This window comes from Oscillospiraceae bacterium (assembly GCA_034925865.1).
In the GTDB taxonomy this organism is placed as follows: domain Bacteria; phylum Bacillota; class Clostridia; order Oscillospirales; family SIG627; genus SIG704.
Map to the genome: position 1 here is coordinate 1 of JAYFRN010000005.1, position 15,014 is coordinate 15,014.

At 40.7% G+C, this 15,014-nt stretch carries 12 protein-coding genes; 9 read left to right on the forward strand and 3 right to left on the reverse strand.

What is annotated here, in order from left to right:
* The 3 genes from VB118_01655 to VB118_01665 form a co-directional block, all read left to right on the forward strand.
* Positions 1-242: IS630 family transposase (locus VB118_01655; GenBank protein MEA4831305.1), on the forward strand; the 242-nt coding region annotated here is incomplete at its 5' end.
* A 220-nt stretch (positions 243-462) separates the two neighbouring features.
* A complete protein-coding gene (locus VB118_01660) occupies positions 463-1,416 on the forward strand; it encodes a MerR family transcriptional regulator (GenBank protein MEA4831306.1) in 954 nt (317 codons plus the stop codon).
* A 118-nt stretch (positions 1,417-1,534) separates the two neighbouring features.
* Positions 1,535-2,332 (forward strand): DUF4111 domain-containing protein, encoded by a 798-nt coding sequence (locus tag VB118_01665; protein MEA4831307.1) that lies wholly within the window; start codon positions 1,535-1,537, stop codon positions 2,330-2,332.
* Between the two features lie 457 nt (positions 2,333-2,789).
* On the opposite strand, the gene VB118_01670 is transcribed toward VB118_01665, so the two are convergent.
* From VB118_01670 to VB118_01680, 3 genes are all read right to left on the reverse strand, one after another.
* Complete coding sequence (locus VB118_01670) at positions 2,790-4,184, reverse strand: CapA family protein (protein ID MEA4831308.1); 1,395 nt, start codon at positions 4,182-4,184, stop codon at positions 2,790-2,792.
* A gap of 231 nt (positions 4,185-4,415) precedes the next feature.
* Positions 4,416-5,234 (reverse strand): SigB/SigF/SigG family RNA polymerase sigma factor, encoded by an 819-nt coding sequence (locus tag VB118_01675; protein ID MEA4831309.1) that lies wholly within the window; start codon positions 5,232-5,234, stop codon positions 4,416-4,418.
* A gap of 190 nt (positions 5,235-5,424) precedes the next feature.
* A complete protein-coding gene (locus tag VB118_01680; protein ID MEA4831310.1) occupies positions 5,425-5,739 on the reverse strand; it encodes a TIGR04076 family protein in 315 nt (104 codons plus the stop codon).
* Between the two features lie 405 nt (positions 5,740-6,144).
* On the opposite strand from VB118_01680, the gene VB118_01685 reads away from it, so the two are divergent.
* The 6 genes from VB118_01685 to VB118_01710 all read left to right on the forward strand — a co-directional run bounded on the left by VB118_01685 (position 6,145) and on the right by VB118_01710 (position 15,012).
* The gene (locus VB118_01685) at positions 6,145-6,969 is read left to right on the forward strand and encodes an amidohydrolase family protein (protein ID MEA4831311.1); all 825 of its coding nucleotides are present in this window, start codon (positions 6,145-6,147) and stop codon (positions 6,967-6,969) included.
* Positions 6,969-7,751, forward strand: coding sequence for a hypothetical protein (locus VB118_01690; GenBank protein MEA4831312.1), 783 nt, complete (start codon positions 6,969-6,971; stop codon positions 7,749-7,751). Before VB118_01685 ends, VB118_01690 begins: the two co-directional genes overlap by 1 nt.
* A gap of 318 nt (positions 7,752-8,069) precedes the next feature.
* A complete protein-coding gene (gene asnA / locus VB118_01695; GenBank protein ID MEA4831313.1) occupies positions 8,070-9,077 on the forward strand; it encodes an aspartate--ammonia ligase in 1,008 nt (335 codons plus the stop codon).
* 27 nt (positions 9,078-9,104) lie between these two features.
* Complete coding sequence (locus VB118_01700) at positions 9,105-11,186, forward strand: glutamine synthetase III (GenBank protein MEA4831314.1); 2,082 nt, start codon at positions 9,105-9,107, stop codon at positions 11,184-11,186.
* A 325-nt stretch (positions 11,187-11,511) separates the two neighbouring features.
* Positions 11,512-13,437, forward strand: a complete 1,926-nt coding sequence (locus tag VB118_01705) for a class I tRNA ligase family protein (protein MEA4831315.1) — start codon at positions 11,512-11,514, stop codon at positions 13,435-13,437.
* A 483-nt stretch (positions 13,438-13,920) separates the two neighbouring features.
* Positions 13,921-15,012 (forward strand): hypothetical protein, encoded by a 1,092-nt coding sequence (locus VB118_01710; protein MEA4831316.1) that lies wholly within the window; start codon positions 13,921-13,923, stop codon positions 15,010-15,012.
* Positions 15,013-15,014: the final 2 nt, after the last annotated feature.

The following is a 15,014-nucleotide window of genomic DNA, read 5'->3' on the forward strand; positions in this document are numbered from 1 at the left end:
GGCTTGAAATCCATTACACGCCCAAGCATGGAAGTTGGCTCGATATGGCTGAGATTGAACTTTCGGCTCTCGGTCGGCAATGTATTGCCAGCAACCGCATTCCCGATTTAGACACTCTTCGCAATCTTCTGAAGCCATGGGTGATTAGCCGTAATGAAAAACAACGTGGTATTGATTGGCATTTCTCTAATGAGGATGCCCGAGTGAAGCTCAAGCATTTGTATCCGATAATAAACATTTAGATGTTACACAGTACTAGAGTCTTTTCTCTATTTAAGCGGTAATTATTTAAATGCCGAGACAGCGATTGAAAATTCGTACTTTTTATGTTATAATTTACAATAAAGAAACTACAAATCAAGCTTTAAAAATTTATAAATATTTTTCAAAAATTCCTCTTGACTCTGCCGTTGGGGAAGAGATTATACTTTATCTATAATCCACTAACAGGAGGATTCCTATATGAACGAACTAATTAAAATCAGAGATGTTTCAGCTAAATATGATGTATCAGCCCGTGCGCTTCGTTACTATGAGGATATGGGACTGATTAATAGCACAAGAAGCGACGATTATTCTTACAGAATGTATGATGAAGAAGCTGTAAAACGGTTGGAGCAGATTTTAATTTTGCGCAAGCTGAATATCAGCATTAAAGATATTCAACGCATTTTCAACACTTCCGGTTCGGAGGTTGTCTTAGAGGTGCTTAGTAAAAAGGTTGACTATATAGACGGCGAAGTATCTCTTTTACATGAACTGAAAGAAGTCGTTCTTGAGTTTATCAGGCAGATAGAAAACGCTGATTTCGGAAAGGATTCTGATGTCAAGTTGTTGTATGAAAAAGCCAAAGAGATTGAGAACCAGCTTGTAAATGTGAATTATAATGGCAACCCTTCAACAGTGAATCGTTTGCTAGAAGTCACGGAGAAACTGGACAACAAGGTGCCAGACATCATGATTGTAAGAATACCTAAGTTCAGAGCGGTAACATCAGGGCTTATGACGTTTGAAGAACTTTTCGGCGGAGAGTTCGGCTCGTGGCAAGAAGCTCACAACCATTTATTTAAACCCGTTATTTTCGATTCCCCCGATTTCTTGTATGGAAAAGAAGGAAAAGTCGAATGGATATGGGCGATCAAGGACGAAGTGACGGAAACCGATACTCACCCGTATGAAGTTATTGAATATTTTGGTGGGCTGTATGCAGTTGCGGTTAGCGTAGATGGTGACGGCGAAAGCCATAATAGAGTGAGAAGCAAGACAGAAAAATGGCTTGAAAGCACAAATTTCATCATTGACAGCGACCGCGAATTTATGGGGCACATGATTTATGTGGATGATGAGATTAAAGAAGGTCTTGGATACCATCAGATGAATCTTTATGCGCCTGTAAAATTAAAACGGGATAAATGATATGGCACGGGTATAAGAAGAGTGATTTTAATTGTGTTCTAATTTAAATATCTGTCAAGCATCCCTCGCGAATTCAATAAATATTAGTATGTTATAATATTAAAAAATGAAGGTACTTATGCAAGAAAATTTGCAGCTCGCTTTAACTGAGTTTTCTAAAGAAACTCAGAGATTATTTGGTGATGAGCTTGTTGGTATTTATCTCACTGGGTCTATCGCATTAGGAAGCTATCACTACCGAAAGAGTGACATTGATTTTACGGTTTTAGTTAGATCACCGTTGTCTGATGATTATTTCAAACATTTAGAGGATTTACATAAAGAACTGGTTGTTGCATTTCCTCACCAAAAATTTGAAGGTCACTATATTTCGAATAATGACCTTGGTAAACAACCGAATGAGATTCAACCGGTATTCACAATTCATGACGCAAAACTATCAAAATCACACCATGATATAAACTCAGTTACTTGGTTTACGCTGAAAAACTATGGTATTACAGTTTGGGGAACCCCTGCAAGTGAGCTTGATTTAAATATTTCTACTGAAGATTTATCTAAATATGTGATCGAAAATTTAAATTCATATTGGTCATATTGGCTATTTAGTACTAAAAAGCCTCTATCAATAAAATGGCTCTATGCGCTTCATCATTCATCGATTGAATGGGGTGTTATGGGAGTCTGCCGAATGTTTTACACATTATTTGAGCAGGATGTAGCATCCAAAGACAACGCAACAAAATATACACTATCTCATGTACCAGATAAATACAAGCGGATATTGAGAGAAGCAATTTATATCCGTACTGGACAAGGAAAACGCCAATATTATTCACCACTTATTAGAATGTACGATATGATCAATTTTTTGGAATATATGATTCATGAATGTAATAGGATTTATAACGTGTAGTGTAATATTCACAAAGCATTAAAAAGAGGAAACGAGTATATAAATTCGTTTCCTCTGCTTTTATCTTTTTAAATTATCTCCCTATATACCAGTCATCATAAGCAGACTGTGCAATATTGATAGTATTCGAGTACGCATACCTTTTAAGCCATAGGTGTCCATTTATCGCTTACATAGTATCGAACAGTGGCGGTCTTACCGACTACATCTTTTTTATTGCACAAAGCAATTTCTTTACAGTCATGTTATAAACTTATTTTCTATTGTTTGTTTCTGTTATTCCATAAAATTCGGTGAAGAGTATTTTTATTAACTCGGCATTTAGATAATTAACGCTAAAAGAGAGAAAAGGCTCTGGTTTATGGGCTTTTCTCTCATAATTTTAATAAGACAACCATTTTATAACAGATTAAAAAAAGCTGTGGCAAATTTTTCATTTTGCCACAGTCTCATGATACTAATTCTTAATAAATGAATCAGGAATATGATCGGATATATTCTTTACCAGCGTATCCCATTCCTTCTGAACATTCGTTATGCCCTGATAAAGTATGCTTCCATGCTTCTTGAGATTATCAATTGTGAAGTCTTTGAAAAGCATGAGATGAATATTATATCTCAATTCGGTTTCTTTGACTGCCTGCTCATAATAATTCATGGTCGGCGTAAACACGACATTTTTGATTTCGACCGCTTTGTCTCCGTCTTTTGTGATATCAAAGGTAACAAAGCCGGCAAGCATATTGCGCAGATAATGCATCGTCGATATCGTATTTCCGAGCGAATAGCAGATAAGAGTTTTGCCTCCGTCGGGACGGGTTTTCCATTTCATATCCTGTAAAACATGGGGATGAGTGCCGAGAATCACATCGGCGCCCGCGTCCACGATTGCCTGTGCGATTTCCTTCTGGGAATCGTTTTCGTAATACTGATCCTCCTGCCCCCAGTGCATTGAGACTATGACGCAATCTGCTTTTTCACGGGCGCTTTTGATTTGAGCTGTTATTTCGGTTTTATATGCCGCGATTTGTTCCGTCGTAAGCTCCTGAAGCGTCGTCATATTTGACGAGAGGGGAATGTATACAGAGTTATCCTTTGGCAGGACATTTGTGAATGTGGAATATGACAGAAAAGCGATTTTTATCCCGTTCTTTGTTATAATACTCAAATTTTTATATTCTTGTTCATTTTTATATACGCCGATCGCCGTGACGCCTTTTTTTGTGCGCCAGTAATCGAGCGAGTTGGACAGCCCGGATGCCCCCATGTCGCACATATGGTTATGTGCCATATTTATTACATTAAAGCCTAAATCAACGAGAGTATCGCCTAAAGCTCTCGGAGTATTGAACAAGGGATATCCCGAAGGTTCTTTTGTTTCGTCGCCGCAGACTGTGGTTTCCTGATTTACAAAAGCGATGTCGGCTTTTTTAACATATTGTGCTATGGCCGCGTAAGCAGGCGCGAAATCAAAACCCTTTGAAAAATCGGTCGAAGTGCCGCCCATTCGCTTTGAAGCTTCGTTAATAACGTTTTTGTGTATGATATCATCGCCCATACCGAAGAAGGATACAACTCTGTATCCGGTTTCGCTGCCTGTGGTCGGGTCGGGTTCATCGCTTGTGGTCGGGTTAGTTATTTCCGCTGTGGTTTTGACAGCTCCTGTGGTGGGATCTGAGCCGGCCGTACCTGTATTGTCTTCTCCTGTTCCTGTCGGAGAAATACAAGTTGTTGATGAGGTTTCTAAGGTGACGGTTGTAGGAAGTAAACCGCCTGATATCGACACGGCTACATAAACTGTACCTGCAAGTAATAAGGTAAGCAGGAACAGCAGCGCAATTCTGCCTTTCATTTTAAGCCTGGTTCCTTTCCGAAAAAAAGATACGGTGGGTTTTCCCGCCGTATCAATTTTACACCGTGTCTACATTCAAGTCAAGAGGAACGGACGATAAATAAAAAAGTTAATATATAATTATTAAAACGGCAATCAAATAATAATCGATATAAACTGAAGCAAATCCTATACAGCAAAGCTATTTATTTCATAAAATGATAAGAATTAAATCGCCGTTTTAATAATATACTAAAGCTGCTTTTTAATTCTCCCGAGCGCGCTTTTTTCAAGTCTGCTCACCTGCGCCTGACTAATTCCGATTTCCCGTGCCACCTCAGTCTGAGTTTTGTCAGCATAAAATCTGAGCATGAGAATGTTTCGTTCTCGCTCTCCGAGCGCTTTCATAGCTTCTGCCAATGCGATGTTTTCGGTCCAACTGTCCATACCGGCTTCTTCGTCTGAGAGCTGATCGGATAGATAAACCGAATCTCCGCCGTCAGAATATATCGGTTCGTATATGCTCACCGGAGTGATTATTGCGTCAAGAGCCGAAGCTATATCGGCTTCGGTAACCTTTGGGCCTTGGTATGCTGTGCTTTCCTGATCCGATGAAAAATGACAATTTAGCTCCGCGCATATTTCACTTAGAGTAGGTTCTCTTCCGAGCTTTGCGCCGAGTCGTTCTTTTTCACAAAGCGAGCGGTATGCGAGATCGCGGATTGAACGGCTGACTCTCACCATATTATTGTCACGTAAAAAACGCCTTATTTCACCGATGATCATCGGAACAGCGTATGTTGAAAACTTCACGTTTTGAGAAATGTCAAAGTTATCGACCGCCTTTATGAGTCCGATGCAGCCGACTTGAAAAAGATCATCTGCGTTTTCACCACGGTTTAAAAATTTCTGAATAACGCTTAAAACAAGACGCAGATTTCCGCTTATCAGCTTTTCTCTGGCGTAACTGTCGCCGCTTTTGGACAACTTTAAAAGCTCAACCTTTTCGGCTTCTCCGAGGGTTTCGAGTTTGGCGGTGTTGACGCCGCATATTTCAACTTTATTAAACATCCGGCAGCCTCCGAATATGATTTTATATTCAGAGTATTGCCGTATGACACGTTTTGAATACGAGGAAAGAAAAGGGAACTCAGGCTTATAATACTTGATTTACCGATAATTTGCGCAAATTTACTTATTTCCCGACGAGATGCGATAGTTTTCAGCGTTTATCTCACTGTCTTATCAAAGAAAAGCGATCTCAAATGCGTTCGACTTTGAATATGACCGGTCTCACTCCGTCGGCACAGCATACTATCAAAGCATTGTCATCCTTTGACCAGTCCGGTATGACTGTCTCTCCGGAAAGCGTTTTGTAGACATAATCCTTTATGTCGTTCCATGCCTGAGGGCAAAAGCCTTTCGGCATATCGAAGCCTATTTTCGGATCAATAATAATTATCTGACCCTCGGAAAATACAGGGCATTTGCCCACCCCGGGATCCTTAAGATATTTTTCTGCCAGATCTGAAAAATATTTTCTTTCCAGCACTGTGATTTTACATTTACAGGACATATGATTACCTCCATCTCCGCAATATGCGGCAATATTATTTTAATACATAAGCATAACGATGTCAATGACAATTCAAACAGATAGTAATAAAATGATTATGCGGTTGATTGTATCGGATTCGTATTGTTGACGCGTCTGCTGTTCCCTTAATTTTCAATCAACTAAATTGCGGCTTACATTTGAGGCGCCAATAGAAATTCTTCCTATTAAAGACCTTTTCACGACCTTTTACACTGTTTCTTTTTTTGCCGCAAACATAAAAAGGGATGTATTGAATTCAACATAAAACAGCAGATAAATGAAGGCATACCTGCTGCCGGTAATGAAATATTTGAAAAATCCTTTTAATTTTTATGATTTTATGATATAATACAAAATGAAATTTTAAATGCGGAGGCAAACTTTATGAATGATATAAAGCGGTTCTATGACGACGCAATGAGTCTGTTCAGAGATAATTATGTCGTAAACTGGCACGAACACGTCTGGGAAACGAGCCCCGGAGTGCTCAGCGAGCAGACATGTGAGTCTCTTTATGAAGGTGCCGTCAATACATATATGGATTATGTATTGATTTCCACTCCGGTAACAGGTGAAGCGGTTTGTTCACCGGAGCGGTTTATACAAGCGAACAACGTTGTCGCGGAGGCAATAAAACGTCATCCTGACAAATATATAGGCATGTGCTTTGTTGACGGCGGCTTTCAAAAAGAAGCTGTTGAAGAGGTGAAACGCTGCGTGGACATGGGCTTTGCGGGAGTGAAGCTGTATCACCAGCATTTCATCAATGACCCTGTGATGTACCCTTTGATCGAGGCCTGTATCAAGCTTGATGTGCCTATTCTCGAACACGCAGGCAAGCTTACTTACGAGCCCTCGTCACAGCCGAGGCTTTCCGGCGGACAGCATTTTGCGGACATTGGCAAAAGATATCCCGAAGCTAATATCATAATGGCGCATATAACCGGCGGCGGAGATTGGCAATGGCAGCTTAAAGCTATCAGAGACGTAAAAAATATTTATACAGACTTAAGCGGAAGTATAATTGATAATCCTGTTATCGAAGAAACGGTAAGGCTGCTCGGAGCTGACAGAGTGCTTTTCGGCACCGACGGAACGCTTTTCGCAGGAGTAGGTAAAATGCTTGCCGCCGATATTTCTTACGCCGATAAGGTTAAAATTTTAGGCGGCGGAGCATATGACAGATTTGTAAGGAGGGTTAGAAAATAATGCTTATTGATACCTGTACATATATCGGGCACTGGCCCTTCAGAAAGCTTCCGCAGGAGACTTTGCCGGAGCTCTGTGAGTATGCGTCAAAGCGCATGGTTACGCACATGTTTGTCACAAATCTGAACGCTGTTTTTTATAAGGATACATGCGAAGGGAATATCGAGCTAATCAAGGCTGTAAAGGCATATAAAGGTGATATGAAGATATATCCGTTTGCCGTTGTAAATCCCGCTTATATTTGCTTTGAACGCGAAATCAAAGAATATAAAGAAATGGGCTTCGCCGGAATAGAGCTTACTCCGTGCTATCATGCCTATTCGCTTGATTCTGACTGCGCAAGAAAAGCATATGTACTTGCCGGAGAAAACGGCCTGATGGTAAAGGTTTCCGCCGGCTTTGAAAATATCCGGCAGCGTCACTGGATGGATAACTTCAGCGAGCCGACCGGAGATCAGATCTGCTCAATGGCAAAAGCAAGCGATAAAACCGTTACAGTTATCAACGCTCAGTTCCCTGCTTCATTAGGCGGCGGATTCGCGACACTCTGTAAGGAACGTGCCAATGTTTTCGCGGATGTAATGAGATGCGATTCATTCGTCGGTAAGAATTTTGACGACGCAATATCCGTTCTCGGCGCAGAGCATCTGGTATTTGGCACAATGGCTCCGTTCAAATATATAGAGCCGCAGTTTGTGAAGCTGTTTTCTACAAAAGCGACAAACGATATTCAAAAGAGTCAGATTTTATATCAGAACATGCAGAAAATACTCGGAATATAATGCGTTTAACATGTTTGCTATTATTAACAGTAATTAAATAATCGCTGCTTGTGAGAGAAAAGACTCTGATATACGGGCTTTTCTCTTGCTGTCTGAGTCACATAAAATAACTTTTTTACTTACTGTTTAATAATCTTCGTTTAATAATATTTTTCTGCCAGGCAGATATTCAATTTCTACAAATATATAAAATTATTTATTATTCTATTGACAAATCTGTTTGGCGGTGGTATACTGCTTCCTAACAGCAAAGGTGCTGTAGGTGAGGCCTACGCACCTTATTTTGTTATTATTATTTATTATAGGAGTGATTGTCATATGAGCAAAATTCAGATTCCAACAGATTATTCGTCAAAGCTCACAGTTTATCAAACTCAGACCGCAATTGGTCAGCTTAAGAGATACTTTGAGGACAATTTGTCTAACGCGCTCAATTTAAAGCGCATATCCGCGCCGCTGTTTGTCGACGCAAAAACGGGGCTCAATGACAATCTTAACGGAGTTGAGCGTCCTGTAAAATTTGATATTCTTGAAACCGGCACAGACGCCGAGGTTGTTCATTCACTCGCCAAATGGAAAAGGCTTGCGCTTTGGAAATATGGTTTTAAACATGGTGAAGGTCTATATACCGATATGAATGCCATCCGCCGTGACGAAACAATGGACAACCTTCATTCTATATATGTCGACCAATGGGACTGGGAAAAGGTTATAACTGCAGAAGACAGAAATGAGGAATATCTGCGTGAAACCGTTTGCGATATCGTTTGCGCGATATGTGACACACTTGATGAAATGAAGGCTCAGTATCCTATTATTAATACAGAGCTTTGCCGTGAGGTAGCTTTTATTACCTCTCAGGAACTCGAAGATATGTATCCCGATTTGACATCGAAACAACGCGAGGACGAATTTGTAAAGCTGCATAAAACCGCGTTTGTTATGCAAATAGGTGACAAGCTCAAATCAGGTGAAAAGCATGACGGGCGCGCACCGGATTACGATGACTGGAAGCTGAACGGAGATATTATTTTCTGGAATGACCTTCTCGGATGTGCCTTCGAGGTGTCCAGCATGGGAATCCGCGTAGATCCCGCGTCACTTGATACGCAGCTGACCAAGGCCGGATGTGATAATCGCCGTTCGCTTCCGTTTCACAAAATGCTTCTTGAAGGGAAACTTCCGCTTACTATGGGCGGAGGAATCGGACAGTCGCGTCTTTGCATGTTGATTCTTCAAAAGGCTCATATAGGAGAAGTACAGGTGTCTGTCTGGGACGACGCCACATTGGATACATGCAAAAAAGCGGGAATAGCCATTCTCTGAAAATATATTTGAAAGGCAAATAAGCGTATGGATATACAATCAGTTTTCGGATCGATGGTATTCAGCGACAGCGTCATGAAAGAACGTCTGCCGCGCGAAATATACGATGAATTTCAGAACTCGATCAAACAGGGAAAAAGTCTCGAGCTTCCGGTCGCTAATATAATTGCCCGCGAAATGAAGGATTGGGCAATCGAAAAAGGAGCGACACATTATACTCATTGGTTTCAGCCAATGACAGGAATGACCGCCGAAAAACATGACAGCTTCATAACAGTCTCCGCAAACGGCGTGATTATGGATTTTTCCGGGAAAGAATTGATTAAAGGAGAGCCGGATGCGTCCAGTTTTCCTTCGGGCGGTTTGCGCGCCACATTTGAAGCACGCGGTTATACAAGCTGGGATCCTACTTCATACGCGTTTATTAAAGACGGAACGCTCTGCATTCCTACCGCATTTTGTTCATACAGCGGAGAAGCTCTTGATAAGAAGACGCCTCTTCTGCGCTCAATGGAAGCGATTGGCAATGAAGTAAAACGCCTGATGAAAGCCATCGGCGACGAATGCGATTCCGTTCAGACTACAATAGGAGCGGAACAGGAATATTTTCTTGTCGACCGCGCCGCATTTAAAAAGCGCCGCGACTTAATATTTACAGGAAGGACGCTTTTCGGAGCAATGCCGCCTAAAGGGCAGGAGCTCGAGGATCATTATTTCGGCGCGATCCGTCCGCGTGTCTCCCTTTATATGAAAGCGCTTGACGAGGAGCTTTGGAAACTGGGGGTTTTTGCGAAAACCGAGCATAACGAGGTTGCTCCGTCTCAGCATGAGCTTGCTCCGATATTCACCACCGCGAACGTTGCGGTAGACCACAATCAGCTTACAATGGAAATGATGAAAAAGGTAGCCGCAAAATTTGATCTCGCCTGCCTTCTTCATGAAAAGCCTTTTGCCGGAGTCAATGGCTCGGGAAAGCATGAAAACTGGTCTGTCGGCATAAACGATAAAGTAAATTTATTTAAACCCGGTGACAATCCGAGAAAGAATTACCGTTACCTTCTTTCAATTTGCGCGGTAATATCTGCCGTGGACGAGTATCAGGAACTATTGCGTCTTACCTGCGCAAGCGCCGGAAACGATCACCGCCTCGGAGCGAACGAAGCGCCGCCGGCAATTATCAGCATGTTTATCGGCGATGAGCTGTGCGAAATATTTGATTCGATCTGCCAGGGCAGTGAATATATAAACCGCGACCGCGCGGCAATGGAAACCGGTGTTCATGTTCTGCCTCAGTTCAAGCGTGATTCCACAGACAGAAACCGTACGTCGCCCTTTGCGTATACAGGGAATAAATTCGAATTCCGTATGCCTGGTTCTTCATTTTCCGTCGCGGATTCGACGACTGTATTGAATACTATTGTCGCTGATGTACTGATGAGATTTTCTGATGAACTTGAGAATGCGTCCGACATTCCGTTGGCCATAGAAAAGCTTATTGCCCGTGAATACACTGCTCATAAGAGAATAGTATTCAACGGCAACAACTACGCTCCGGAATGGCTTGAGGAAGCAAAGAAACGCGGATTATTAAATCTGCCGTCAGTTTCTGACGCCATACCGTATTTAATATCTGAAAAGAGCATAAAGCTATTTAAGCGCCATAAGATATTCACTGAAAACGAGCTACGTTCCCGCTGTGAAATATATCTTGAAAATTATTGCAAGGTCGTCAATATCGAAGCTCTCACTATGATTTCAATGACACATCAGGAAATTATCCCTGCTATTGAAAAATATACGGCTCAAATCTGCAACGCCGGAAAAGTAAAAAAAGAGCTTTCAGGCAGTATCTCAACGAAATTTGAAGAAAACTACGCAAATAGACTTTCCGATAATATGCTCACTATTTCTGAAAGGCTTGAAATACTCGAAAAATGCGTCGCAAAAATTAAAGAGATTCAAAATACACTTGATTGCGCGCGTTATTACAAGTCTGATGTGATTCCCGCTATGGATTCGCTGCGTGAAATCTGCGACGAGCAGGAAACGCTGGTAAGCCGTGAAGCATGGCCGTTCCCCTCATACGGCGAAATATTGTTCAGCTTCTGATTAAATCGGGCGCTGCCGCAGCAATGTGTGCAGCGTCCGGTTAGTTTTAATGTAAGATTGAATCCCATCTATTGACGTTTCAGAAAATATATGCTACAATATTTAAAATCTATGGAGAGGAAAGCACGTCATGACATCCGTATACAATCGTAATAATCAACAGCAGCAGCAACTCGTGATCAAATCGATAACGGGCTTTTGTTGTTGTATTCTATAGATCGCACAAAAATATAGCTATTAGAATTAACGGTTAAAGTCCAAAAAAGGATTTTGACCGTTTTTTTTTCGAAGAAGACTTAATATTATTTTAATGGGAGCAATAATCATGGAAAGCAAAAAAGCATCAGAAAGACCTTCTTTTCCAAAAAGAGCACTGGTGACAGGCGGTATGCCATACGGTGAGAAAGAATTGTATTTTCATCATATCGGAGGAGTTTTTGTTCATGCCGATATATTTGCACGCTTCATGCGCGATCGTATCGGAAAAGAAAATGTTTTGTTCATATCAGGAACTGACTGTTACGGTGCCGGTGTTGAGCTCGGCTATAAAAAAGCTTTGTGTGCCGGATTTATCGGAAGCATAAACGATTTTGTTTTACAAAAACACAATAAGCAAAAAGAAGTGCTTGAAAAGTATCAAATATCTCTTGATATATATTCAGGTTCAGCATTAGACGATGCTGCAAAAATTCACAATGATTTATCCGCAGAAATATTTAATGCTCTTTATAACAATGGCTATTTGAAACTGGAACGAACCATGCAGTTTTTTGACACTGAAAAGGGCGTTTATCTTAATGGGCGGCAAGTCAAAGGCCGTTGCCCAATACAAGGTTGTAAATCAGAAAATGCATATGCCGACGAATGCTCTCTCGGTCATCAATATAGCCCAGATGAGCTTATAGATCCAATAAGTGTTCTTTCAGTAAAAACACCGGAGCGTGTTCCTGTTGATAACTGGTTTTTTGACTTGCCTGCAATTTCTGAACAACTAAACAACCTGTTGGAAGAATGGGAAAATAATCCGTCTTGCAGAAAAACATTAACAACAGTAGTACGAGAATTTTTACGTAAGCCTGCAATTTATATAAAAAATGAATTAATTGATGAAGTACGAAAATATGATGAAATGCCTTCTTATGTTCTGATTAAAGATGAAACAAAAGCATCATCAGCACTGGAGTTTGATACTTTAATTGAAAGAGATAAAGCAATTCTGCTATTAACAAAAAAAGGAATACATTTTAGAACGGGTAAAACAATCGTACCATTCAGGTTATCAGGTAATGTAAGTTGGGGTGTTCCTGTCCCGAGCAAAGATGGATTAGAGGGTCTGACATTCTGGGTATGGCCAGAATCATTATGGGCACCAATATCTTTTACAAAAGCGGTATGCCGTGAAAAAGGCTGCAATACAGGTTGGTCGGAATGGTGGAAATCGGATGATTCAAAGGTATATCAATTTATTGGTGAAGATAATATGTATTTTTATGCTATAGCTGAAATGGGAATATTTATGGCATTGAACGAAGGTTATAAAATGCCGGAGATAGTACCTAATCGCCACATTCTATACGGAAAGACAAAGGCTTCAAGCAGCGGCGATAATAAACCTCCCAAAGCGGATGAACTGCTTGATTATTATACTCCAGAACAACTAAGATTACATTTTATGAACACCAGTTTAAGCGATAGAAGTGTAGGCTTTGAGCCAAAAGCATTTATGAAAGGTAACAGCGGTTTTGATAATGTTTTAAATGAGGGTAATTTGGCGACAAATGTTTTTAATCGGCTTTTACGTTCTTGCTTCTATACCATTCAGAAATATAATAATGGCATTCTGCCTGAATATGCGGTAAGCAGTGAGGTAAAAAGGAGAGCAGATGATGTGATATTGGAATATGAAAAATTAATGTCGATATTTGCGTTCGATAAGGTTTTTGAGCTGTTGAATTTATATCTTCGCGATGCCAACAAAGACTGGTCGACAAGAAGCAAAAATGATAATCCTGATGATATTAAGAAATTAATATCCGATAGCATCCATGTTATCAGAACAGCTGCTGCCTTGTTTCATCCCATAACACCTGTCAGTTGTGAGATGATCCGGGAGTATTTGAATGTTGATGATAGAATCTGGGATTGGAAGTATATTTTTGAACCCTTAAACTTTTTTATTGATCGAAATCATACATTGAAGTTCCTTGAACCTCGCATTGACTTTTTTAAAAAGCATGAATCACAATTATAATGAGTAAATATCACGCTGATAAATTAAAAGATGCAACTGATGCTTTACCTTCAGTCTGTTTTATCAAACAACATCGCCTTATGCTCCGGAACATTGACCCGAAAGATAGAGGAGTTCGTTTTCGTATTGAACAGGTATACGAAGCGTTTGGATAACTCGTTATAACAAAAATGTAGCTTCGTTTTTGCTGCTGCACAAATGTGATATTCTTTTAGTGGCTACCGTTAGAGCTAAACTTGTGTAAACAGTGTCTGACTGATAACTGCGACAATTAAACTAGTAATTTTCACCGCAATGAAATAAATTTGTATGTTTATGTGTTGCTATTTACAAAAAAGTGTTTTTCTGTTATAATATTAAAATCAATACTGTTGTATAATGGAAAAAACATGTAAACTCTATTTATACTGCGACCGCATTGCTTGTGAACCATACCGATTCGGAACAGCTTTTGCGGCGCCGGCATAGGGAACAGAATATAAAATGAACGATTTTCAAAACGGCTCTCCCGTCGGCGATAACGCCGGCGCGCATGCGGATCAAACGAACCGCGGACTTTCGGAACCCGGGCGCTTTATAATATATGAAATTCTGTTGTTTTTTCTCGCCTTTGCGGGTGTGATAAAATACGGTGTTTTAACTTATATTTTCGCCTCCCTTTCTGTAGGACTGCTTGCGGCAATGACTGTATTGCGTTTTACTCCCGTCAACCTTATCGGTACACTGCTCGGCTTGATAACAGCCGGAATATTCAACTTTTCGCCGATGATATTCGCTGCGGCGGTGTTGTATATTTTTCCGTTTATTCCGCTTTGCATATGCGTCAGGCGCTCTGCCGGGCGCGGAATCACCGCGCTCCTGACGTCTGCGGCGTTTTTATTATCGCTCGGAGTGATGCTCTGCGTCGATGTTATAATGACAAAAGGGTCATTGAGTATCCAGTCTTTTTCGGGCTATTTTTCCGATATCGCATATGCTTTGAGCGAATATATAACAACCATATATAAACAATATTATACATTGCTGGAGGAGAATACGTCTGCCGGCGCTCTTGATGCGCTGAAGCTTAATGAAATCGCGTCTTCGGCTGAGGAGTTTTCCAAACAGATAATATCACAGGTCTATTTTTCTTCAGTAGCTGCCGTATCTGTCATATGTCTGGCCCTCGGATATGCTTCCACTTATATCCTCCGTACGCATCTTTTAAAAAGCAACATGCTTTTGTCGCGTTTCCGTGACGGCTGGAAGCTGTCTCTTTCACTCGCGTCAGCTATAGTGTTATTCGCTTCATCTGTTGCGGCGGTTTTATTCACGCTTGACAGTTCTCCGGTAATATATGTGACAGCATTAAATATCCGCATCATAATGAGCAGTATATATTTGGTATATGGCTTTAATGTGCTGTGCTCATATATTTCAAAGCGTGAAGAAGTATTAGGCGGGTATTTTAAAGTGACCGCTATAATTATGATGATTTTGTTTTGCAGCTCGATATATATTGTTTTGCCTGTTATCGGATTTATCGCCGTTGTTTCCAATGAATACAACAAGCGCAAAAACGCGCATAAACACTGATA